Annotated in this window: 20 protein-coding genes; 17 read left to right on the forward strand and 3 right to left on the reverse strand. The window is 30.6% G+C overall.

Annotation, left to right across the window (positions count from 1 at the left end; all coding sequences use genetic code 11):
• Positions 1–122 precede the first annotated feature (122 nt).
• Positions 123–4,460, reverse strand: coding sequence for a 2-hydroxyacyl-CoA dehydratase (locus J2Z76_RS11475; protein ID WP_209512207.1), 4,338 nt, complete (start codon positions 4,458–4,460; stop codon positions 123–125).
• 473 nt (positions 4,461–4,933) lie between these two features.
• On the opposite strand from J2Z76_RS11475, the gene J2Z76_RS11480 reads away from it, so the two are divergent.
• From J2Z76_RS11480 to J2Z76_RS11505, 6 genes are all read left to right on the forward strand, one after another.
• Positions 4,934–6,076 (forward strand): YibE/F family protein, encoded by a 1,143-nt coding sequence (locus J2Z76_RS11480; protein ID WP_209512208.1) that lies wholly within the window; start codon positions 4,934–4,936, stop codon positions 6,074–6,076.
• A 176-nt stretch (positions 6,077–6,252) separates the two neighbouring features.
• Positions 6,253–6,603 carry a hypothetical protein gene (locus tag J2Z76_RS11485; protein ID WP_209512209.1) on the forward strand — a complete coding sequence of 117 codons (351 nt, stop codon included), beginning with the start codon at positions 6,253–6,255 and terminating at the stop codon, positions 6,601–6,603.
• Between the two features lie 205 nt (positions 6,604–6,808).
• Entirely contained in the window at positions 6,809–7,036 is a 228-nt protein-coding gene (locus J2Z76_RS11490) for a FeoA family protein (RefSeq protein ID WP_209512210.1), read from the forward strand.
• 2 nt (positions 7,037–7,038) lie between these two features.
• Complete coding sequence (gene feoB / locus J2Z76_RS11495; RefSeq protein ID WP_209512211.1) at positions 7,039–9,054, forward strand: ferrous iron transport protein B; 2,016 nt, start codon at positions 7,039–7,041, stop codon at positions 9,052–9,054.
• Positions 9,055–9,066: 12 nt separating this feature from the next.
• A complete protein-coding gene (locus J2Z76_RS11500) occupies positions 9,067–9,219 on the forward strand; it encodes a FeoB-associated Cys-rich membrane protein (RefSeq protein ID WP_209512212.1) in 153 nt (50 codons plus the stop codon).
• Positions 9,220–9,366: 147 nt separating this feature from the next.
• Positions 9,367–9,960 (forward strand): hypothetical protein, encoded by a 594-nt coding sequence (locus J2Z76_RS11505; RefSeq protein ID WP_209512416.1) that lies wholly within the window; start codon positions 9,367–9,369, stop codon positions 9,958–9,960.
• 75 nt (positions 9,961–10,035) lie between these two features.
• Here the strand turns inward: J2Z76_RS11505 and J2Z76_RS11510 are convergent, their stop codons facing one another.
• Both J2Z76_RS11510 and J2Z76_RS11515 read right to left on the reverse strand, forming a co-directional pair.
• On the reverse strand, positions 10,036–12,552 hold the full coding sequence (locus tag J2Z76_RS11510) for an FAD-dependent oxidoreductase (RefSeq protein ID WP_209512213.1): 2,517 nt from the start codon (positions 12,550–12,552) through the stop codon (positions 10,036–10,038).
• 24 nt (positions 12,553–12,576) lie between these two features.
• Positions 12,577–12,870, reverse strand: coding sequence for an ArsR/SmtB family transcription factor (locus tag J2Z76_RS11515; protein WP_209512214.1), 294 nt, complete (start codon positions 12,868–12,870; stop codon positions 12,577–12,579).
• Between the two features lie 171 nt (positions 12,871–13,041).
• Here J2Z76_RS11515 and msrA point away from each other — a divergent pair, with 171 nt between their 5' ends.
• The 11 genes from msrA (at position 13,042) to uvrC (ending at position 25,606) form a co-directional block, all read left to right on the forward strand.
• Positions 13,042–13,518, forward strand: coding sequence for a peptide-methionine (S)-S-oxide reductase MsrA (gene msrA / locus J2Z76_RS11520; protein ID WP_209512215.1), 477 nt, complete (start codon positions 13,042–13,044; stop codon positions 13,516–13,518).
• Positions 13,519–13,554: 36 nt separating this feature from the next.
• Positions 13,555–14,268, forward strand: a complete 714-nt coding sequence (locus J2Z76_RS11525; RefSeq protein WP_209512216.1) for a uracil-DNA glycosylase — start codon at positions 13,555–13,557, stop codon at positions 14,266–14,268.
• A gap of 223 nt (positions 14,269–14,491) precedes the next feature.
• Positions 14,492–16,078 carry an acyl CoA:acetate/3-ketoacid CoA transferase gene (locus J2Z76_RS11530; protein WP_209512217.1) on the forward strand — a complete coding sequence of 529 codons (1,587 nt, stop codon included), beginning with the start codon at positions 14,492–14,494 and terminating at the stop codon, positions 16,076–16,078.
• 61 nt (positions 16,079–16,139) lie between these two features.
• A complete protein-coding gene (locus J2Z76_RS11535; RefSeq protein WP_209512218.1) occupies positions 16,140–16,580 on the forward strand; it encodes a MaoC family dehydratase in 441 nt (146 codons plus the stop codon).
• Positions 16,581–16,621: 41 nt separating this feature from the next.
• Positions 16,622–17,593 carry a ketopantoate reductase family protein gene (locus J2Z76_RS11540; RefSeq protein ID WP_209512219.1) on the forward strand — a complete coding sequence of 324 codons (972 nt, stop codon included), beginning with the start codon at positions 16,622–16,624 and terminating at the stop codon, positions 17,591–17,593.
• Between the two features lie 14 nt (positions 17,594–17,607).
• Positions 17,608–18,003, forward strand: coding sequence for a VOC family protein (locus tag J2Z76_RS11545; protein WP_209512220.1), 396 nt, complete (start codon positions 17,608–17,610; stop codon positions 18,001–18,003).
• A 46-nt stretch (positions 18,004–18,049) separates the two neighbouring features.
• Complete coding sequence (gene aroQ / locus J2Z76_RS11550; protein WP_209512221.1) at positions 18,050–18,502, forward strand: type II 3-dehydroquinate dehydratase; 453 nt, start codon at positions 18,050–18,052, stop codon at positions 18,500–18,502.
• A gap of 147 nt (positions 18,503–18,649) precedes the next feature.
• Positions 18,650–19,426 (forward strand): IclR family transcriptional regulator, encoded by a 777-nt coding sequence (locus tag J2Z76_RS11555; RefSeq protein ID WP_209512222.1) that lies wholly within the window; start codon positions 18,650–18,652, stop codon positions 19,424–19,426.
• Between the two features lie 247 nt (positions 19,427–19,673).
• Positions 19,674–22,025, forward strand: coding sequence for a ribonucleoside-triphosphate reductase, adenosylcobalamin-dependent (gene nrdJ / locus J2Z76_RS11560; RefSeq protein WP_209512403.1), 2,352 nt, complete (start codon positions 19,674–19,676; stop codon positions 22,023–22,025).
• Positions 22,026–22,219: 194 nt separating this feature from the next.
• The gene (locus tag J2Z76_RS11565) at positions 22,220–23,605 is read left to right on the forward strand and encodes a lipopolysaccharide biosynthesis protein (protein ID WP_209512223.1); all 1,386 of its coding nucleotides are present in this window, start codon (positions 22,220–22,222) and stop codon (positions 23,603–23,605) included.
• 165 nt (positions 23,606–23,770) lie between these two features.
• On the forward strand, positions 23,771–25,606 hold the full coding sequence (gene uvrC, locus J2Z76_RS11570; protein WP_209512224.1) for an excinuclease ABC subunit UvrC: 1,836 nt from the start codon (positions 23,771–23,773) through the stop codon (positions 25,604–25,606).
• Position 25,607 lies beyond the last annotated feature (1 nt).

Genomic DNA, 25,607 nt, shown 5'->3' on the forward strand with positions numbered 1-25,607 from the left:
GGACTAAAAAAGATGACTCCTGTTCAATACAGAAATCATCTTCTTGATGTTGCATAGTCTTTTTTAAATTGTCCTTGACAAAGGGTACATTTTATTTAACGTTCAATAGGTTTTTATAATAATTAAATATTTGCTTGGTGTTGAATATTACTAAAAGTACCTTGTATATTTTTACTATCAACTGATTCTTGTTCCATTTCTTTTAAATTACTAATTTCATGCTTTGAATCCATATTTCTAAATGCATTGGTCAGCATCAATTTTATTCTGTTTATTTGATTTACTTCACTTGCACCAGCATCATAATCTATTGGCACGATGTTTGACATAGGATATGAATCTTTTAATTTTTTTATCATTCCTTTTCCAGTTATATGGTTTGGCAAACAGGCAAATGGTTGTAAACATAATATATTATCAACGCCACTATCTAATAGCTCTATCATTTCGGCAGTTAAAAACCATCCTTCTCCAGACTGATTGCTTAGAGACAAGAATTTTTTTGCTTTATGAGCAAGTTCATCAATTTTACTTGGAGTAGTAAACCTTTTTGATTTTGTAAATGCCTCAATACTTGGACGTTTATACAAATCAATAGCCTTTGTAGCAGTCTTATTAATTAACCAGCTTTTATAGGTACCAGTTAATAACTCTTCATATTTTATAGTACCATTATGTGTGCAATATGATGCAAAGTCTATCAAATCTGGGACTACAACCTCTGCACCTTCTTCTTCTAAAAGTGAAAATACGTCGTTGTTTGCATTTGGATGAAATTTAACAAGAATTTCACCTACGATTCCTACTTTAGGTTTTATTATACTTTCATTTAGTTCAATGTTATCAAAATCTTCTACTATACTATTTATTGTTTCTTTAAAAATTTTAAAATTTCCAGATTCAACTACTTTGTGACATCTTTCTACCCACTTATTATACATAAGGTTAACAGAACCTTTTACTTTTTCATATGGTCTAGTTCTATATGTTGTACGCATCAATGTATCACCAAGGACAACGGACATAATCATCCTATTTATAAAAGGCATTGTAATCTTAAACCCTGGCTGTTTTTCAAGGCCAACTACATTAAAAGATATAACAGGAATGTTATCGTATCCTAAATCCTTTAAAGCTTTTCTAATAAAACCAATATAGTTAGTCGCACGACATCCTCCTCCTGTTTGAGAAATCAATAATGTTGTATTCTCTAAATCATATTTACCTGATTCTAGAGCATTTATTAATTGTCCAATAACGATTATAGAAGGATAGCAAGCATCATTATTAACTACCTTTAGGCCTACATCTACAGCTTTTTTATCTACAGCTGGAAGTATCTCAAAATTATATCCAGATTTTTTCCCTGCTGTTTTAAAAAATTGAAAATGAATTGGAGACATTTGAGGTACAAGTATTATATGCTCCTTTTTCATTTTTTTGGTGAATATAGGTCTAGAAGATTCTATGATATTATTTTGTGTATGAATTTTACTAAATCTATCACGTTCTTTTATTGAGGCAATTAATGAACGTATACGAATTCTTATTGCACCAAGATTAGTAATTTCATCTATTTTAATCAACGTATATATTTTGTTTTTCTTGTCAAGTATTTCTTTTACTTGGTCAGTTGTAACTGCATCAAGTCCACAGCCAAATGAGTTAAGTTGTATAAGTTCTAAACAATCTGTTTCTGCAACATATGTTGCAGCTTTATAAAGCCTAGTATGATATGACCATTGGTCCATAACTCTAATTGGTCTTTCTATAGGATAATCGTCACTGAGAGAATCTTCCGAAAGAACAACTAAACCGTAACCATCAATCATTTCTGGTATGCCGTGATTTATTTCAGGGTCTATATGATAAGGCCTTCCTGCTAGAACTATACCTTTCATATTATTTGTTTTAATAAAATTAATAGCTTTTTTGCCTTCGTCTTTTACATCAGATTTATATTTCTCTAGTTCTTTATATGACTTTTCAGCAGCTATTTTGATTTCATTTAAAGTGATGTCTTCATCTTCAAGTTCTTTGTAAAGCTTACTTATAAGTCTTTCTTTATCACCTAGGTTTAAAAAAGGTTTATAGAATTTTATTCCTTTTAAATCTACATTTGCATCAATTGATTCAGGATATGAAACTACTACAGGACAATTGTAATGATTGCCTGCATTTATATCTTCTTTAATATTATAAGCTATGCATGGATAAAATATCTTATTAACATTCTTGTTGATTAAATCTATTATATGTCCGTGAGTTATTTTACCTGGATAACATACTGATTCAGATGGTATAGTGCCCATTCCAAGTTCATATATTTTCTTACTTGATAGTCCAGATAAAACTACCTTATATTTTAGCTCTGTAAAAAATGTGAACCAAAATGGATAGTCTTCATACATATTTAGCACTCGAGGTATACCAATTGTGCCTCTAGTTGATTCTTCTATTGAAAGTGACTTATAATTGAAAACACGCTTATACTTGTATTTGTACAAATTTGGAAGAGTGCTTTTTTTACTTACATGAACATACTTTTCAGCACCTCTTTCACATCTGTTACCTGATACATAATATCTTCCATCTGAAAATTTATTTACTGTTAATAAGCAATTATTACCGCAATTTATACAACGCTCCATAGAGGTGTCGAATGAAAATTTATAAAGAGCATCTTCCTTTAAAAATGTTGTTTGTATAGAATCATCATATTTATTTCTTGCTATTAAGGCAGCACCAAATGCCCCCATAATACCTGCTATATCTGGCCTTACAACTTCACGACCTACTATTTGTTCAAAAGCTCTCAAAACAGCATTGTTGTAAAAAGTTCCACCTTGAACAACAATTTTATTTCCTAAAGAATCTAGAGATTTAAGCCTAATAACTTTGAATAGTGCGTTTTTTATTACAGAAAATGAAATGCCTGCAGATATATCACTTACAGTTGCCCCTTCTCTTTGTGCTTGTTTAACCTTTGAATTCATAAAAACGGTACACCTGGTTCCTAAATCAACAGGGTTTTCTGAAAAAATGGCAGTTTCAGAAAATTCTTTGATGGACATATCAAGAGATTTTGCAAATGTTTCAATAAAGGAACCGCAACCAGAAGAACAAGCTTCATTAAGCATAATTGAATCAATTACACCGTCTTTAATAAGCATACTCTTCATGTCTTGTCCGCCAATGTCTATGATGAAATCTACACCATTAAGAAAAAAATCAGCAGCTTTATAATGAGCTATAGTTTCAATTTCACCAATATCTACATTTAAAGCAGATTTAATTAAATGTTCTCCGTAACCAGTTACAGCAGTATAGGCAATTTTTATTCCACCATGCAGTTGTTTGTATAGTTCCTTTACAACATATATTGCTGAGTTTAGAGGATTACCTCTGTTGCTGCCATAATATGAGAATAATATTTCCCCTTCGTCTGTTATTAGAACGAGTTTAGTAGTTGTAGATCCAGCATCTATTCCAAGAAATGCAGCACCTGAATACTCCTTAATATCTTTGCGTTTTGCTTTATGCTGGTCATGCCTTGATAAAAATTTATGGTACTCATCCTTATTTGTAAATAAGGGATTTAAATCTTTTTTTCGATAGGATATATTTGTGTTTTTTATTTTATTGCTTAATTCATTTCTAAATATATTAAAATTAATTTGTTCATGATTATCTGATAATAATGCTGCTCCCATAGCTACATAATAGTTTGCATCTTCTGGGCAAATAGCATTTTCGTCTGATAGTTCTAATGTTTCTTTAAATCTTTTTCTTAATTCTGATAAAAAATATAATGGACCACCTAAAAAAGCAACCTTACCTTTAATTGGTCTTCCTTGAGCTAATCCGCTTATAGTTTGATTTACAACTGCTTGAAATATTGAAGCAGCAACATCTTCTTGTCTGGCTCCTTCGTTCAATAATGGCTGTATATCTGATTTAGCAAAAACACCACAGCGTGAAGCTATAGGATATATAGTTTTATAATTTTTAGATAAATCATTTAAGCCAGAAGCATCTTTGCGAAGCAGGATTGCCATTTGGTCAATAAAGGCACCTGTACCGCCTGCACAAGACCCGTTCATACGCTGTTCTAAATTGCCTGACAAATATGTTATTTTTGCATCTTCTCCCCCTAATTCAATTACTACGTCCGTATTTGGAATGAATTTTTCTATAGCTTTTGTACTAGCTACCACCTCTTGTACAAAAGTTATTCCAAGATATTTTGACACATCAATAGCACCTGAACCTGTAACACTAATTTTAATTAAGCTATCCTTAAGACAAACTGAAGATTTTTCAATAATCTTGGTAACAGTGTTTTTTATATCTGAGAAATGCCTTTTATATTCTTTGTGAACAATATTTCCTTTATTATCTATTACGGCTATTTTTACTGTCGTAGACCCTATATCTAACCCTACTAAGTAATTTTTCATTATAATTCCTCCAAAAGCTACAACTAGTAGCTTTACACTATATTATTCAATAAAATAATATAAAATTATTATATCAAATTTTGTTTTAAAATCAACTAAAATTAATCTTAATACATAGATTTTAACGATAAAAATAAAAATATATTTATATATGACCATAATTTATTCTATTTCTAACATATATAAGTATAATATACATATATATATGTATTGAAATAAAATATAAAACTAAATTTTATAAATCATATATTTAGAAAAATATGTGTCTGACATATAATTTATTCAAACTAATATTTTTTTTGATTGATTTTATAATTATAAAGAGATATTATATAGTAAAATAAAATTAAAAAAATAGTTTGTAACCTTTGTAAATTTAAAACTTAAGACATTGAGATATTAAGTAAAATAGTATTAATTTTTAAAAGGTTATTATACAATTTGTTTAATTAATAAATTCTAGGTGATGTTATATGATGAATTTAATGAAAACAGTAATGATAGTAGTAGTTTTACAACTTGCATATGTTTTTCCTGTTTTTGCAGATAACGGTATTAATAATATGGTTAATGCAAAAGGAAAGGTTTTAGAAGTATTTGACGAACAATCAGCAGAAGATATGGGTTATGATGAAAACAGTTTAATTCAAGGGTTACAAAGAGTTAAAGTGCTGATTACAACAGGAGAATATAAAGGAAGAGAAATAGTTATAGAAAATTACTTACAAGGTAGTCCTGTATCTGACGTAATAGCAAAAGAAGGACAGCGATTATTGCTGGCAATAGATAAAAGCGACCCTGAAAATATACAATTTTTTATTTCTTCCTATGAAAGAGATACATATTTATATGGGTTAATAATTATTTTCATATTGCTTATTTTAATAATAGGAAAAATTCAAGGGTTAAAAAGCATTGCTACACTTTTTTTTACAATGGCCATTATACTTTTGTATACAATACCAACTATATTAAAAGGAACTAATCCAGTTTTTGCTTCTGTAATAAGTTGTATTATAATAACTATTGTTACTATGACAACATTATCTGGATTTAATAAAAAAGCAATTGCTGCGATTGTTGGAACAGCAGCGGGTATAATTATAGCAGGATTAATATCATATATAACAAGTAAAGTTGCTCATTTATCAGGCTTTGATACAACTGAAGCTACAATGCTATTATATATTCAACAAGGAATAGCTTTTGATTTTAATGAATTGTTATTTGCGGGAATAATCATAGGCACCATGGGAGCTACCATGGATATAAGTATGTCTGTTGCATCATCTATGAACGAGATATCAATTCATAATCCAACAGTTAGCATAAAAGACCTTATGTCGTCGGGACTTAATGTAGGAAAAGACGTAATGGGAACAATGACTAATACACTTATTTTAGCATATACTGGATCATCAATGTCAATACTTCTTGTTTTCTTTGCATATAAAACTTCAATTATGGAAATTATGAATCTTGATGTAATTGCAACGGAAATAGTAAGATCTGTTTCTGGGAGTATAGGGCTAATTTTAAGCGTACCATGTACAGCCTTAACAGCTAGTGCATTAGAAAAAATTAAAAGAAGTAGAGAAACAATTAATAAAACATAATATAACATATTTTAATCTAAGTATTTATAATCAAAACAGGTATTGATTCATGAAACTTGTAAATTAACTATTTATCAATGTTTTCATAGAATGAAATTTATATAAAAATATCAAATATATTGTATTGCAAAAAAATGTATGATATAATTAAGTTGAATAAACAAGGAGGTTTTATAATGTATGCGCTAATTTTAATATTAAATGATATATACAAATTGGATACAATTCATGAAGTGTTTTATGAAGAGGAAATTGGGGCTACAACAATAGATAGCCAAGGTATGGGGAAAGTTCTTTTAGATCATAATATAAATATTCCTATGCTTGCTAGTGTAAGAAAGCTAATAGATGGTAGAAAACCATATAATAAAACTATTTTCAGTGTAATAAAAGATAAAGAAAAGCTTGATAATGTAGTTGATAAAATAAAAAAGGAACTTGATTATTTTAAGGAGCCTGGAATTGGTTTTATGTTTGTTGTTCCTGTGGTTGAAAGCTATGGTTCAAAATCTGAGGATTTAAGATAAATGTAGATAGATATAAAGAACTTTTTATAAATAGAATTAATTCTATTTATAAAAAGTTCTTTATTATTTTATATGTATAAAAAATAATAAAAAGCTTATTGACAATGATTATCATTTAGCGTATACTATAATCATAGTAAATGAGAATGATTATCATAATTGATTAAAAAAGTTGTTATATTACGATTTGGAGGAGGAAATACAAATGACATTAGATAATATAAAACCTGGTAATAGCGGAATAATATCATCAGTTAAGGGAGAAGGAATGTTGAGAAGAAGGCTTCTTGACATGGGATTAACTCCAAATACTCATGTAGAGGTTAGAAAGGTTGCTCCAATGGGAGATCCTATAGAAATATTTTTGAGAAGCTATGTCTTAACCATTAGACGTGAAGAAGCTTCTAAAATTGAATTAAAAGGAGTACTATAGATATGGCCTTTGTTTTTGCATTAGCAGGAAATCAAAATTCTGGTAAAACAACTTTGTTTAATAAACTTACTGGAAGTAATCAACATGTAGGAAATTTCCCTGGTGTTACCATTGAAAAAAAAGAGGGGCAAATTAAAAGGCAAAAAGATGCATCTGTTGTAGATTTACCTGGTATATACTCTCTTTCACCTTATACAATGGAAGAAGTTGTTACAAGGGATTTTCTATTAAAAGAAAATCCAGATTTGATAATTAATATAGTTGATGCTACAAATATTGAGAGAAATCTATATCTTACACTTCAATTGATGGAGCTTTCTATTCCAATGGTTATAGCTTTAAACATGATGGATGAAGTTAGAGCCAGTGGAAACTCTGTAGATGTTATTAAATTATCTAAGCATTTAGGAATTCCTGTTGTACCTATTTCGGCTGCTAAAAATGAAGGAATTTCTGAACTCATGGACGTTATAATGAAGTCCGCCTTTGAGAAGAAAAAACCGTCAAAGCTTGATTTTTGCTCTGGTGAAGTTCATAAAGCAATACATTCTATTTCACATTTAATTGAAGATCAAGCAATGTCATCGGGATATCCTATTAGGTTTGCTGCCACTAAATTGGTAGAGGGCGATGAACCTACTATTAAAGCGTTGAATGTATCAGATTCACAAATGCATATTATAAATCATGTTGTTGAAGATATGGAAAAGTCCTTAGATACAGATAGAGAAGCAGCTTTAGCAGATATGAGATATAATTATATTGGTAAATTATGTTTGGATAGTGTTGTTAAACACCAAGAAACTAATGAACAAATAAGATCAGAAAAAATTGATAGAGTTCTAACACATAAATATTTTGGTATTCCTATATTTTTTGGTATTATGTTTTTTATATTTTGGCTTACATTTAGTGTAATAGGAGCACCACTTCAAGAAATATTAGAGATAGGTATAGGCTCGGTCACAGATGGAGTTGCTCAAATTATTACTGATGCAGGTGTGAGTGATTGGCTTTATTCTTTAGTAATTGATGGGGTATTTGCTGGAGTAGGAAGTGTACTTTCATTTTTACCTTTAATAGTTATATTGTTCTTGTTTTTATCGCTGCTTGAGGATAGTGGTTATATGGCTAGAGTAGCGTTTGTGATGGATAAAATGCTTCGTAAAATTGGTTTGTCTGGACGTTCCTTTGTGCCTATGCTTATAGGTTTTGGGTGCAGTGTACCTGCTATTATGGCAACTAGGACATTATCTAGTGAACGAGACAGAAAGATGACTATTGTATTGACTCCATTTATGTCATGTAGTGCAAAGCTACCTATATATGGAATGATTACCGCTGCCTTTTTTCCAAACAATGCAGCAGTAGTTATGATTTCATTGTATATTTTAGGAATTTTAGTTGCTATTTTATCTGGATTATTGCTTAAGGGAACAGTGTTTAAGGGTAATCCTGTACCATTTGTTATGGAAATGCCAGCATATCGTATACCTTCAGTAAAAAGTGTCTTAATACATATGTTGGAAAAGGCTAAAGACTTTATTCGTAAAGCATTTACTGTTATATTTATTGCTTCATTAATAATTTGGTTTTTACAAAGTTTTGACTGGTCATTTAATATGGTAGATGATAGTACAAACAGTATTCTTGCATATATTGGCTCATTCATAGCTCCTGTTTTTAAGCCTTTAGGCTTTAGTGATTGGAGGATTTCCACAGCACTTATTACAGGATTGACTGCAAAAGAGGCTGTTGTAAGTACATTGTCTGTATTGACAGGTGTTTCAAGTGATGTCCAGCTTTCAATGATATTAAATACAATGCTTACTCCGCTTAGTTCATTTGCATTTCTTGCTTTTACTTTGTTGTATATGCCTTGTATTGCAGCATTTGCTGCTACTAAAAGAGAACTTGGCTCAATGAAATATGCTATTTTAACAGCTTTATATCAGACCATTACTGCATATGTAGTTGCACTTATTATATATCAAATAGGAAAATTACTTTTTATGTAAGGAGGTATAAGGATGAAAATTGTTGATTTAGTTGTTGTTATAGTTATTGTATCAATTGTTACTGGTATTATTATTTCAATGAAAAAGCAAAAGAAAAAAAATGGTGTAGGTTGTGGAGGATGCAGTGGATGCTCCGTAAAAAACTGCCATGATAGAAAGTACTAGTATTTATTAGCTATCTCAATATATGATTATGTGAGATAGCTTTTATTATTTATATTTATTTAAGACTTATTTTAGAAATAGAAACATTTTTATAGATTGAGAATATATATAATTATATATATTAATAATTTATGAAGAGGTGTAAATATGTATAATTATTTTATAAATGGTGATGTAGATGCTATGCGTAAAAGAAATGAAGTAATATTTGTTCAAGATGCATTAATTGAGGAAATTATTATTGATAATAGAACAGGATTTGTAACAATTTCGTATGGTGTTATGGGAGAAAGATGCATGGTATATATGCAGCTTGTTACATTAGTTGTAGACCGAGATACTGTAATAAGAAATCAGTTTGGTCAAGATTTATCTTTGAGGGATTTAAGAGAAGGAATGATTGTAGATGCAGAGTTTTCTTCTGCTATGACAAGAAGCATACCACCGCAATCTAGAGCTTTTAGAATAACGGTTATACAAAACGATAGCATTAACATTACTGAAGATAGGGTGTTGAGTGTAGACATTAATAACGGTTTTTTTTATACAGGCAATGCCGAGGATATGCTTAGTCAAATGAGATTTGTAGTCAATAATGAAACTAGAATTATGGATAGGAGAGGGAATAAAATAAGATTAAGAGATTTAAGGCCAGGACAGCTGGTAAGAGTTGAGCATGCTAATTTTCAAACTATGAGCATACCGCCACAAACAACTGCCTTTAATGTTCAAATTCTATGATAAGATTAAAATCTATAAAAAATAAAGAGAAAGGATTTGTGCGGTATACGCATAAATCCTTTCTCTTTAATATAATTAAATAAATAAATTTACATTTGATTCTTCAGCATCTCCAAGATAAGTTCCTACACCAGCATAATCAATTCCGTCTATCAGTTCGTCTTTTGTTATTCCCATGACATCCATAGACATAGTACAGGCTATCATTTTAACACCATTATTCATTGCTTTTTTAATTAAATCTTCTAATGAATCTATATTTTTATCATTCATTACTTTTTTCATCATCGCAGTTCCCATGCCACCCATGTGCATTTTTGATAGTTTTAATTTGTTTACTCCACGAGGCATCATTTTGCCAAACATTGCGTCTATTATAGGCTTTTTAATGCTTTGTTTTTCTGTTTTTCTCAATACGTTTAATCCCCAGAATGTGAAGAACATTGTTACAGGTCTTCCCATTGCTAAGGCACCATTTGCAATAATAAATGAGGCTAGAACTTTATCCATGTCACCACTAAATACAATTATTGTTTTCCCATCGTTAGCTACTTGAGGGAGGACTGAATTTGATTGAATTAATTTATTAGTATTTATTTTTCCAATTCCTTTTTGTAAAAAAACAATATTTTCTTTTTTGTTTTTTTCTGTTTTTAACAAAGTGTTTCCAGTTCTTCTGCACCATGCTTCTACATCTTTTGCAAAACCAGAATCCGTAGCGGAAACTTCTATGATATCTCCATCGTTCATTTTATTCATTGTTTCAAAAACCTTCATAATTGGACCAGGGCATTGTAAACCACTGCAATCAACTTTTATAGATGCTTTTATTTCAGTAGATGAAATATCATTATCTGAATAATTTGCAGTTTGTTGTTCATTGCTACTGTTACCTAAATCCTGGCCAGGAGTTTGAGCATTAAAATATTTATAGTAAACTGCTTTGTAGAAATTAGTTCCAGCAGGATAAACTTTAACATTTTTAAATCCATTTTCCATCAATGTTCTTGCTGCATTATATGATCTAATACCAACTGCACAGAACACAATTATATCATCATCTTTGTTTAGTTCTGATAGACGGCTTCTTAGTTGTCCGAGCGGTATATGTTTTGCATTTGGCATTGTATACACCAAAAGTTCAACATCTTCACGAATGTCAAGCAATGTATATTTACTTGGTTTTTCAGGATTGATGTCATCCCATTTTGAAAAATAAATTTTATCTTTGATAATATTTTCTGCTACAAATCCTAACATATTTACTGGGTCTTTTGCTGAAGAATAAGGAGGTGCATATGCAAGCTCTAATTCTTTTAAATCGTAAATACTAGCATTCAATCTTATAGCTGTAGCAATAGTGTCAATTCTCTTATCAGCACCATCTTCACCTACTATTTGCGCTCCAAATATTTTTTTGCCATCAGGAGAGAATATAAGTTTGAGAATTAATTCTGAAGAACCAGGATAATATCCTGCATGTGATTTTTGAGATATAATTGTTTTTAAATAGTCCTTTCCTTCTTCTTTTCCCCATCTTTTTAATGTTTTTTCATTAGCACCTGTTGAAGCAACTGTTAAATCAAATACCTTAGCAACAGAAGTTCCTTGAGTTCCTTGGTATTCTTCATTTGCTCCACAAATGTTATTAGCACAAATTCTTCCTTGTTTATTTGCAGGACCAGCAAGTGGAACCATGGCCTTATCTTTACTAATAAACTCTTCAACCTCTATAACATCTCCAACAGCATAAATATTTGGGTCAGATGTTCTTAAATGCTTATCAACAATAACTCCACCGCGTTGATTTAATTTAAGTCCTGCATTTTTAGCTAACTCACTGTTTGGACGAACTCCAATTGAAAGGATAACCAAATCTGCAGATATAGTTTTTCCACTATTTAGAGTAATGGTAGTTGAACCATTTTCGATTTTGAACTTTGAAACTCCGTCACCTAAGCTTAAGATAACACCATTCATATCCATATTGTTTTGAACAAGTTGTGCCATTTCATAGTCAACTGGAGCCATTACTTGGTCTAACATTTCAACAACAGTTACTTCTAAACCTGCTTCGTGCAAATTTTCTGCCATTTCTAGACCTATAAATCCGCCACCAATAACTGCGGCCTTTTTAGGTTTCTTTTCATTTATATATTTTTTAATTTCATCTGTATCTGGAACTGTCCAAAGAGTAAAAATTCCAGGAGAGTTAATCCCTTCAATAGGTGGTTTAATAGGTGAAGAACCTGTAGAGATAACCAATGTATCATAGCTTTCCTTATAAGTTTCGCCAGTTTTTGTTTTCTTAACTTCTACAAATTTATTTTCTTTATCAATAGAAATAACTTCACTTTCTATTCTAACGTCTACATTATATTTTGCAGACATAGCCTCTGGCGTTTGTAGTAACAAAGAGCTTCTTTCCTTTATGACATCACCTATATGATAAGGTAGACCGCAATTTGCATAAGAAATATACGAACCTCTTTCAAACATTATTATTTCTGCTGATTCATCAAGTCTTCTGAGCCTTGCTGCTGTACTTGCTCCACCAGCAACTCCACCGATTATTAATACTTTATTACTCATTTAAAATACCTCCATAAAAATTTGTTATAAGATTTGTTCTAAAATATGTTTTACTTCTTCATTTTTTAATTTATAAATAACTTCTGTGCCATTTCTTTCAGATGAAAGAATTCCAGCAGATTTTAACTTTGCTAAATGCTGTGATACAGAGGGTTGGGGTACATCCAGGCAACATTGAATATCTGTAACATTGCTTTCTTGTTCTCTCATTAACATAGCTAAAATGCAAAGTCGTACAGGATGAGCTATTGTTTTAAATAATTCTGCTTTTTCTGCAAGAATTTCTTTAGCTTTTTCTTTATCATTAAAGTCTATCATATTTCACCTCTTATATTTAAATATTATTATATTATAATATTAGCATATATGTATATTGTTTGTCAATAATATTTTGTGAAATTTTAAATTATATATACTATGGATAATTTAAAAAATATATGTTAAAATTATAAAAATATAAAATATCATTAAAATAAGTGAGGTTAAGTTATGAAAGAAATATATTTAGCTGGTGGATGCTTTTGGGGATTACAGGCTTATTTTGACTTGAAAGATGGCATAACTGAAAGTGAGGTAGGGTATGCAAATGGAAATACAAAGGAACCTACTTATGAACAAGTTTGTACAAATACTACAGGCTATGCTGAAACAGTTTATATAAAATATGATGATAACAAAATATCACTTGAAAGAATTTTAGAGCTATTTTGGAAGGTGATAGATCCGACGAGTTTAAATAAACAAGGTGGAGATAGAGGTACTCAATATAGGACAGGAATATACTTTACTGATGATAAGGATGAAGCTATAATTAAAAAATCATTAGAAAATGAATCTAGAAAGTATACTAGAAAAATTGTAACAGAAGTTGGAAAACTTAAAAATTATTACCCAGCAGAAGAATATCATCAAAAATATCTAGAAAAGAATCCAAACGGTTACTGTCATATAGATTTAAGCCTTTAATTTTATATGTAAATATTTTAATAATTAGGAGTAAAAATGAGCCTTATACCAAATGATATACATAATTCTTGGGATGATTTTTTGTCATGTGAAATTGTACAGGAATTAAATTATATTGAGTCTAGAATAGGAAATAATATTAATCCAAGTCATGATAATGTTTTAAGATTTATGAAAGGTGACTTAAATAATATAAAGGTAGGAATATTAGGGCAAGATCCATATCCTGAAAAAGGAAGAGCAACAGGACGGGCTTTTGAGGTTGGAGATTTACATTCATGGAATGATAAATTTAGACAAGTGTCATTGAAAAATATTATTAGACTTATTCATAAATCATACAATGGTATAGATGAATACAAGTCTATAAAAAAGTTTTCAGAAATACAAGATGAAATAAAATTAGGCAAATTTAAAATCTTACCTCCTAATGAGATTTTTAGCTCATGGGAACAACAGGGAGTGCTTTTGCTTAATACATACTTGAGTGTGGAATCAGGAATAACAGGAAGTCATATTGAGATTTGGGAACCATTCAGCATAAAACTTTTAGAATTTATATCAGATAATAATAGAAATATAAATTGGTTTTTGTGGGGTAAGCAAGCAGAGAATAAAAAGAAATATATTAATAATGGAAAGTTCTATATAAGTAGACATCCAATGATGTGTTCAGATAAATATGATGATGATTTTTTGAAGTCAAACTGTTTTGAAGATACTAAAAACATAATCAATTGGTTAGGTTGAAATTAGTGAATATAAAATTGAATATTTTTAAAAGTATGGGAACTCTCGAATAGAGTTCTTTTGTTTTGTAAAATATTAATTAACAAAAAATATTGACAAATAAATTTAATAATGATATCATTTTAAATAAGGAACAATGTTCCATGAAGTGGAACATTGTAGCGGATGTGACAAATATAAAATGTATATAATTTAATATAAAATATTATTTGAGGAGTGCATTATGGAAAAACATTTGAGAAAAGGGAATAGAGCTTCTGTACTTACTGCGGATGAAGTCGTTAAATATATTCCTGATAATGCAACTGTTGGGTTTTGTGGAGCTGGAGGAGGTTTAACTGAAGCAACAACTGTTATTGAAGCGTTAGCTAAAAGGTATAGAGAAACGCAGGAACCTAAAAGTTTAACGTACTATCATTCAACCGGGCTTGGTGACCGTGCAGATAGGGGAATGTCTCCTCTCGCACAAAAGGGAATGGTAAAAAGGGTAATTGGCGGGCATTGGGGTCAGTCTCCTAGGCTTGCTGAAATGGCAGAAAGAAATGAAATTGAGGCATATAATTTTCCTCAAGGAGTTGTGGCACAATTGTTAAGAACCGCTGCTGCAGGTCAACCAGGAATATTAACGCATGTGGGACTTGGAACGTTTACTGACCCAAGACAACAGGGTGGTAAATTAAATGAACGTACAAAAGAAAATTTGATAAAAATTATGGAAGTGAATGGTAAGGAATATTTATTTTATCCTGCTATTCCTATAGATGTAGCAATTATACGTGGTACAACATCTGATACGGAAGGTTATATTAGTATGGAAGATGAAATTGCTTATCTAGATGCATTGGCTTTAGCTCAGGCTGCTCATAACAATGGTGGAATTGTCATTGCTCAAGTGCAAAAATTGGTGAAGGCACGCACTCTGCATCCTAAAAATATAAGGATTCCAGGGTTTTTGGTAGATGCTTTGGTAGTTGTGCCTGAACAACCTCAATTATATTCTGGTTCTATTAATCGTTTTATGTCAGGTGATTATGTAATGGATCCAGGTGAAGTAATTCCTCTACCATTAAATGAGCGTAAAGTTATTGCAAGACGTGCTTTAATGGAAGTAAAAACAGGCAATGTAGGGAATGTAGGCGTTGGTATAGCTGACGGAATTGGTGTGGTGGCAAGAGAAGAGGGTGTAAGCGAAGAGTTTACTTTGACAGTTGAAACTGGACCGATTGGTGGAGTTTCAGCACAAGGAATTTTCTTTGGAGCTAGTGTAAATATGCAAGCAATGCTTGATATGCCAGCACAGTTTGATTTCTACGATGGCGGTGGATTGGACGTTTGCTTCTTAAGTTTTGCAGAGCTAGATCAATCAGGAAATGTAAATGTTCATAAGTTCAATGGCAAAATTATGGGAACTGGCGGATTTGTAAACATATGCCAAAATACTAAAAAAGTTATATTCTGCGGAACTTTAACAGCTGGTGGCTTGAAAGTAGCTGTAGAGGATGGCAAGGTAGTTATAAAACAAGAGGGAAAGTTCGAAAAAATGATACCTCAGGTTCAAGAAATCACATTTAATGGCAGTGATGCAATCAAAAGAGGTCAAGAAGTTTTATATATTACTGAAAGAGCTGTGTTTAGATTAACAGAAAAAGGAATGATGCTATGTGAAATAGCTCCAAGCATGGATGTGGAAAAAGATATATTATCAAAAATGGGTTTCATTCCTATTATATCCAGTGATTTAAAAGAAATGGACCAAAGGTTATTTATAGATAGTCCAATGAATATTAAAAAAGAACAATTTAATATATAGAATATTAATTTAGTTGTTTTAATGAGTTGAAAAATATAATATAATAGAGGGGATATGCAAAATGAAAGAATTAAAAGTACCTTTTGAAATTGGAGATAGTTGCACATTTACAAAAACAATAAGTGAGTCTGATGTTTATATGTTTGCAGGAATTACAGGCGATTTTAGCCAAATGCATACTAATGAAGCATTTATGAACACAACAAAATATAAAACAAGAATAGTTCATGGTGTATTGACATTTGCATTAGGTTCAACTGCTTCAACATTAATTCAAACTCAGGCAAAAGCAGAAATGCCTAGTGTTTCATATGGATATGATAGATTAAGATTTGTAAAACCAGTTTATTTTGGTGATACAGTAACAGCAACATATACCATAATTGAAATAGATAATGAAAATTTAAAATCAGTTGGTAAAGTTGAAGTAGTTAATCAAAAAGGTGAAGTAGTTGTTGTTGCAAATCATATATTAAAATTCTTCCCTCTTGACGAAGAATAATTTAGAGATTAATAATAAAATCTAAGAAAAGAGGTAAGAATATGAAAATTTGTATGTTAGGTTCAGGTTCTCTAGGAAGTACAATTGGTGGTACTCTTGCAGAGGCTGGTAATGAAGTATATTTAATTGACCGATGGGAAGAGCACGTCAAAGCTATAAATGATAAGGGTTTATTATTAATTGATGGTGCACAAGATAATCATGAAAGATATATAAAAGTAAAAGCACAAACCAATTATGATAATATTGGAGAAGCGGATTTAGTAATAGTTTTAGTTAAGTCATTTGCTACTAAAAAAGCAATCGAAGAAGCTAAAGCAAGTTCAATCATAGGTGCAAATACATTAGTTATGTCTTTGCAAAACGGGTTGGGCAATGAAGAAGCTATAATTGAAGTGATTGGAAAAGACCAAGTTATTGGTGGAAAAACCTATGTTGGTGGGTTGCTTTTAGAAGAAGGTAAAGTAATTGGAACAACAAAGGGTAAGTATACGTATATCGGTGAAGTGGATGGAAAAATAACAGATAGAATAAAGCATATTGCTGAAGAATTAACAGAATCAGGCATAATGACAAAAGTTCTTCCGAATATTACAGGGTTAATATGGGATAAACTTTTAATAAATGTAGCCGCAGGTGCTCTTTGTGGAGTTACGAGATTGCCATATGGTGGTTTATATGACACTTATGGACATTATGTTCACCCGGAGTTAAAACAAACTGGACTCGCAGCAATAAATGAGGGAATAGCAGTAGCAAAAGCTAATGGTATTGTCCTTTCAACTGATGATGCAGAAGAAATATGGTATAAAACATCAGCTGGTTTGCCAGATGGATTTAAGACATCTATACAACAAAGCTTAGAAAAAGGCGCAGCAACTGAGATAGATTACATTAATGGTGCTGTTGTGAGATGGGGTAAAAAAAGTAATGTTTCTACACCTGTAAACGAAACATTAGTAGCTTGCGTAAAGGGTTTAGAGTTTTGGCAACAAAATTATTCTAATAAGTAGGGTGGAGCGAATATATGGCATATGCAAAAAAATCATATTTGGAACACGTTGCAGTTAAAGTAAAAGATATACAATGGCATATTGAATTTTTTACTAAGGCTTTAGGTATGGATATTAGAGAATTACATGGTAAAATAGAAAATCCAGAGCAGGTGTGGATTGGTGGCATGCAACTGACATCATCTCCAGATTTTGAAGTTGGAGACTGTACAAATGAAAGAGCGTGGCATATAGGAATATTTACAGAAGATTTAGAAGATGCTCTAAAAGAAGTATATTCTTTTGAAGGAGTAATGGAAATGCCACAGGGAAGGAACTGGTTTTCGCTACCAGACGGGTTATCAATTGAATTGATGCAGGCTAGTGAAAATTCAGTACAAGAAATATTAAAGATAGATCCAAGGGCTTAAAAGCTAAAAGCTTAAAATATAATATTATAAAATGAGGAGATACAAAATGAAAAAAGTACTTATGTTACACGGAGTAAATCATAATATGTTTGGAAAGAGAGACCCTAAACAATATGGAACAATAACTCTTGATGAAATCAATGAAAGCTTAACAAATCTTGCTAAAGAATTAGATGTTGAAGTTGAGTTTTTCCAAACAAACAGTGAGGGAGAAATGTGCGAGAGAATTCATAAAGCTTACCAAGAAGGATTTGATGCAGTTCTTATTAATGCTGGAGCATGGACTCATTACAGCTATGGATTAAGAGATGCATTAGCTATATTGACAGTGCCAGTATTGGAATTACACATGTCAAACGTACATGCTAGAGAAGAATTCAGACATTATTCAGTTATATCACCAATAGCTAAGGGAGTAATAGTTGGATTAGGATCAGATGTTTACTTGTTAGGATTAAGAGCAGCTGCAAATATAATACATAACAAAGTTAGAGTATAATTATATAACATAAAAAGGTAAAATACTCACATGATGGTGAACAAATTTTTATTTCACTATTATGTGAGTATTTTGTTGTTTTGGGCTTGTTGACTGTTGAAATAATATAAGTTATAATTAAATATCAAAAAGAGGTGGAGGCGTTTTATGAGCGAAACACTTGAAAAAAATGAAAGTAAGAACGTTAAAAGTATAGATAAAGCACTTGATATACTCCTATGTTTTAGCTGGGATGAAAAAGAACTTACACTTACGGAAATAGCAAGAAAAATGGGGTGGGCTAAATCGACTACCTCAAGACTTCTAAATACGCTTTTAGATAGAGGTTTTCTTTCTAAAGATGAAGATACAAATAAATATGTTCTAGGAAGTGTTGTTTATTATTTAGGGCAAGTTGCAAGGGAAACTATAGATTTAAGAAAAGTAAGCATGCCAATTTTAAAGAGTATAAATCAAAAAACTAAAGAAACAGTTCATATATATGTATATGAAGGTTTTGATAGAATTTGTTATGAGCAGGTGGAAAGTCCTCAGCTGGTTAAACAATCTGTTAAGGTGGGATCAAGAGAACCAATATGGGTTGGGGCAACTGGTAAAGCAATATTAGCATATAAGTGTGAAACTGAATGGTATGAGGCAATTGAAGAAGCGAAAAAATCATCAGAATTAAATGTAGAGGATTTCATAAACAATCTCAAAAAGGTAAGAGAAGATGGATATGCCATCAGGGATGGGAAAAAAGATGATAATGTGGGATGTGTAGCAGCACCTCTATTTGATATTAAAGGAACTGTTATGGGGTGCTTAGCAATTTCCACACCTGCATTTAGATTTCCTAAAAATAGTGAAGAATATATTAATCTTATTGTAAAAGGTGCAAGTGAAATATCTGAAAAATTAGGGTATATAAAAAATATATGTTAAATATTAAGTTTTATTAAGAATTAAGTTTTTATTGAAATATCAACGATGTAATTCCTCTTGTTTTTCTATAAAATTAAAAATAATGCTTTACATGAGCAGTGGCAAGGTGCTTAGTAATTTATATCTATATATTGTGTTATATTGACTAAAATCAAAAGAGATGATACAATATGTAGTGTTCATATGTACGTATTAATAAATAGCTAATACATAATAACAACTTAAGAGGAATGAGGGATGGAAATTGATTAAAATTTTAAAACGGACGGGTACCTTTGTTGACTTCACACCTGATAAAATCAGTAATGCTATAATTAAGGCAATGAAGGAAACTAAAGATGGAGTTGATGTAGAGTTAGCGCATCAAATAAGTTTGAAGATTGAAGAACAGCTCATGGCGAAAAATTTTCCAATACCAGTTGAATTGGTACAGGATATTGTTGAAAATGAGTTAATGGACAGTAAGCGTAAAGATGTTGCTAAGAAATACATTTTATATAGGTATGAAAGAGATAAATCTAGAGACTCTCGTAAGAGAAAAGATTACAAACTCCTGAGCGAGGAATTTATAAGTAGATATAAGCATATTGGTTCTCCTATGAATCAATTAGGTAACTTCGTTTACTATAGAACATACTCAAGGTGGTTGCCTGAGGAAAGACGTAGGGAATATTGGTGGGAAACTGTTAGAAGAGCAGTAGAATATAATTGTAGTCTAGTGCCTACTAAAAAAGAAGAAGCTGAGCAACTATACGATAATATTTTTAATCTCAAGCAATTTTTATCAGGTAGAACTTTTTGGGTAGGCGGTACACCAGTATCATATAATTATCCAATGGCAAATTATAATTGTGCATTTGAAATAATTAATGACTTTCATGCATTTAGGGATTTGTTTTATTTATTGATGATTGGCTCAGGTGTTGGCGTAAGAATATTAAAGAGTGATGTTGAAGAGCTTCCTAAAATAAGGAGCAATTTTAAAATAATAAACGAAGACTACACACCAGCGGAAAAGGTTAAAAGAGAAGATAATACAGGGGTAGAATTTATTCAAAATAATTCTGTGAAAATTATAGTCGGAGATAGCAAAGAAGGCTGGGTTCAAGCACTTGATTATTTCTTAAGCTTTATAAATAGCAGTGAATATAGAAATATTAGTACAATAATATTAAATTATAACAATGTAAGACCAAAAGGTGAAGTGCTCAAAACCTTTGGAGGAACTGCAAGTGGTCATGCAAGTTTAAAAAATATGTTTACTAAAATCGATAAAGTAATCAAGAAGCGTGGAACTATTGAGGGCAAGGAAAGATATAAATTAAAGCCTATTGATTGCTTAGACATAGCAAATATAATTGGAGAAAATGTTGTAGTAGGTGGAGTTAGAAGAACAGCAGAAATAATGCTTATAGACTATGATGATACTGACAGCATTGAAGCAAAAAATAAGCTTTATAAACAAATAGATGGACAATGGATAGTTGACAAAGATATTATTCATCGTTCAATGAGCAATAATTCTATATATTATAGAAAAAAACCTACTCGAGAACAATTGAAGTGGCAAATTGAGCAAATGAGATATTCAGGCGAACCTGGATGGGTTAATGAAGAGGCAGGAAGCAAGAGAAGAGATAATATGAATGGAGTTAATCCATGTGGCGAGATTCTTCTAGATAATAAAGGGTTATGTAATTTAACAACAATAAATGTATTTTCATTTGTAGACGAAAATGGAAAAGTAGATGAGAAAGCATTATTGAATGCACAAAGGCTATCAGCAAGAGCTGCATATAGGATGACATGTGTGGAACTTGAACTTTCTGATTGGGATAGAGTTCAACAAAGAGATAAAATTACAGGTTGTTCGTTAACTGGATGGCAGGATATGGTCAATGCAGCCGGGTTAAACAGAAAAGCTCAAGCTGAACTCTTAAGTAAATTAAGAGATGTGGCCAAAGATGAGGCTGAAAGATATGCAAATGAAATAGGTGAAAAAGCCCCTATACTTGTTACAACTGTTAAACCAGAAGGTACATTGTCACAGTTGCCAGGTGTATCAAGTGGTGTTCACTATTCACATTCTCCATATTTCTTGAGAAGAGTAAGAATTAACAGCCATGATCCTCTTGTAAAAGTATGTGAAGAGCTTGGATATTCAATACATCCTGAAGTAGGTCAGGAAATAAAAACTTGTACTACAAAGGTTGTTGAGTTCCCAGAAAAATCTCCTATGGGCAAGACTAAGTATGATGTTACTGCTATAGAACAACTTGAAAACTATAAATTGTTTATGGAAAATTACGTTGAACATAATTGTTCTATCACAGTTCATGTTAGAGATCATGAGTGGGAACAGGTTGAGCAATGGGTATGGGATAACTGGGATGATGTTGTTGCCTTATCATTTTTGTCACTAGACGACAGTTTTTATCAACTTATGCCTTATGAATCAATTACTGAGGAAGATTATAATGCTAGGATTAGTGAAATGAGGCCTTTTATACCATCTTTATTAAGTAAATATGAGGTTCAAGAAATGGATTTAGACGTAGGAAATGAAAGCTGTGAAAGTGGAATTTGTCCTATACGATAAAATATTGGAGTACCTCCCTATTACTCTATAATATATTTTGTTTTCAAAGCAATAGTCAATTTGACTATTGCTTGTTGTATTTTAATTGTATTGCAAACAAAAATGTTTGCTGTTATAATGTAGATTGTTAAAAATAATAATATAAAAGTGGTAATACATAACAATAAATAAACAGCAAATTGGAGTTTTATATAATGAATAGATACAAAAAACTAATATCAAATACAATTATATTTGGCATTGGAACGTTTGGTTCAAAAGTACTTGTATTTCTTTTGATGCCTTTATATACAAGCGTTCTAACCAAAGCAGATTACGGTGTAGTAGATTTGATTATTCAGACGTCTAATCTACTTATTCCAATAGTTTCTTTAGGGATAGCAAATGCTGTAATAAGATTTGGATTAGATAAGAGCGTAAAAAAAAGCGATGTATTTTCAATAGGATTAATTACGATATTATGTGGCTTTGGAATTTTCTTAATTTTTATACCTGTTTTAAATAAAATTACATATATTTCAGAGCATACTGCTTTAATTTACATATTTGTATTAATGTCATGCCTTAGGACGTTGTGTTCTCAATTTGTAAGAGCAAAGGAATACGTAAAACTATATGCCGTAGATGGAGTTATAAGTACAATTACTATAATATTATTTAATGTTCTGTTTCTTGTAATATTTAAATGGGGCATAAATGGATATGTACTTGCTATAGTAATGTCAGATATGCTTTCATCATTGTTTTTATTTTGGGCAGCAAAATTAAACAGGTATGTTCGTATAAAGGATATAAAAAAAGATATAGTAAAATCAATGATTAAATATTCAATTCCTTTAATTCCTGCAACTATATTTTGGTGGATTACAAATGTATCAAATAGATTTATTGTTGCTTATGTTTTAGGTAGTGAAGTAAATGGCATATATGCGGTATCATATAAGATACCAACAATAATAGTTTTGATTTCAAATATATTTATGGATGCTTGGCAGATGTCGGCTGTTACAGAGGAAAATAGATTAAATAGAGAAAAATTCTTTTCAAAAGTGTTTAATGTATATCAATCTATATTGTTTCTCTCCGCATCAGGTATAATTTTATTTTCAAAAGTTGTTACTAAAATTCTTGTTTCAGATGCATTTTACTCATCGTGGAAATACATACCATTCCTAGTTATGGCTACAACATTTTCATGTTTAGTGACTTTTCTTGGTTCTGTGTACATGGTAGAGAAAAAAAGCATTTTGACACTCTCTACTACTGTAGTTGGAGCAGTAGTAAATGTTTTGTTAACATTTATGCTCATTTATAAATTTAAAGTTTATGGAGCAGCTTTTGCAACATTTGTAAGCTATGTGGTAGTATTTATATTAAGAGCAAATAATACTAGAAACTTCATCACAATTAAATGGAATACTCCAAAAATAATTTTAAATTTATTAATTGTTATGAGTCAAAGCTTTATTATGATATATGAAGTGAAATATTGGGTTATTTATGAAATATTGCTTGTTTCACTAATGATGATATTAAATTTTGGTTTAGTATGGAAAAACGTAAAAAAATTAATTCGATAAAGATTAAGAATTATAGTTAATAATTTAAGGTCAAGGAAAGCAAATCCTGATCTTTTTTTATATAAATTTATAGAAAATACAAATTTATATTTTTTAAATTTGTAATGTTAATCTTAAGGTTTATAGGGTATAATATTATAAATGTTTAATTTTTGAGGGGTTAAGATGTTCGATATAAAAGAAGAGTTAAAAAAAATTCCCGATAATCCGGGAGTTTATCATATGAAAAACAGTTTTGGTGAAGTGATATATGTAGGTAAGGCTAAAAATTTAAAAAAAAGAGTTAAACAATATTTTCAGTCGAGAAATCATTCAGCCAAAATACAAGCTATGATAAAGAATATATTTGAGTTTGAATACATTATAACCGATAATGAAGTTGAAGCTTTAATATTAGAAGCTAATTATATAAAGAAATATAGACCAAAATATAATACTTTATTAAGAGATGATAAACAATATCCATATATTAAAATATCAGTGCAAGAAAAGTACCCTAGAATATATAGAGTAAGAGAAGTAAAAAAGGATGGAGCTAAATATTATGGACCGTATATAAGTAATTATTTAGTTAATGAAATAATTGATATTGTAGGTAGTTTATATAAGCTGAGAAAATGTTCCCAAAAGCTTGATGGTACTAAAAAAAATCAAAGGCCATGTTTGAATTATCACATAAATAGATGTACAGCACCATGTATGGGAAATGTAGATTATAAAGATTATAAAGAAGAAGTAACAAAGGCTATTGCCTTTCTGTCTGGTAGAGAGGATGATCTTATAGATTCCTTAAAGGAAAAAATGAAAGTTGCTTCAGAAATTCTTGATTTTGAAATGGCAGCAAAATATAGAGATCAGATTAAGGCGTTAGAGATGATTGCGGAAAAACAAAAAATTGTTTCAACTACATCATTCACAGATCAGGATATCATAGGTAGTGCCATTGGTATAGAAGAGGCGTGTATACAGATTTTCTTTATAAGGAACGGAAAAATAATGGGTAGAGAGCATTTCTTGCTCGCTAACATATCTGAAAATGAAACTAGAGAAGAAATTATTAGTTCATTTATTACACAATTTTATACTGGAACAGTATATATTCCAAAGGAAATATATATAGAAACGGAAATTGAAGATATGGAACTTTATGAAAATTTGCTTTCTGAAAAAAGGGGAAATAAAGTAACAATAAAAGTTCCAACTAAAGGCGATAAAAGTATGCTTATTAAAATGGTTAAGAAAAATGCATTAGAGGTACTTGAAAAAGGAAGTCAAAGGATAAAAAATAATCAAAATGAAAGTATGCAAGCTGTAGTAGAATTAAAGGGATTATTAGGACTAGATGAAATTCCTAAGAGAATTGAAGCTTATGATATATCAAATATACAAGGTGTTGATTCTGTAGGTTCAATGGTTGTATTTGAAAATGGTCTTGCAAGCAAAAGTAATTATAGAAGATTTAAAATTAAAACAGTAAATGGTCCGGATGATTATAAAAGTATGGAAGAAGTTTTGGAACGAAGAATAAATAGAGGACTAAGTGAAAATGATGACATGAAAGGATTTAACAAAATGCCAGATCTGTTACTTATAGATGGAGGAAAAGGACAAACCGGTATAGTTGAAGAAGTGATAAGAAACTATGGATTAAATATCCCTGTATGTGGAATGATTAAAGATGATAAACATACAACAAAGGGTTTAATATATAATGGTAAAGAAATTACTTTTAAAAAATCAGATATAGTTTATCAATTAATTTATAAAATACAAGAAGAAGCTCATCGATTTGCAATTGAATATCATAGGAATTTAAGAGATAAAACATTATTTAAATCAGAGCTTGATAATATTGCAAATATTGGTGAAAAAAGAAAAATAAATTTACTTAGAAAATTTGGTTCAGTGGAAAATATAAAAACTAAAAGTATTGAAGAGTTAATGGATGCGCCAGGCATGAATATTAAGGCTGCAGAATCAGTATTTAATTACTTTAATTAAT

The organism is Sedimentibacter acidaminivorans (genome assembly GCF_017873955.1).
GTDB classification, from domain to species: domain Bacteria; phylum Bacillota; class Clostridia; order Tissierellales; family Sedimentibacteraceae; genus Sedimentibacter; species Sedimentibacter acidaminivorans.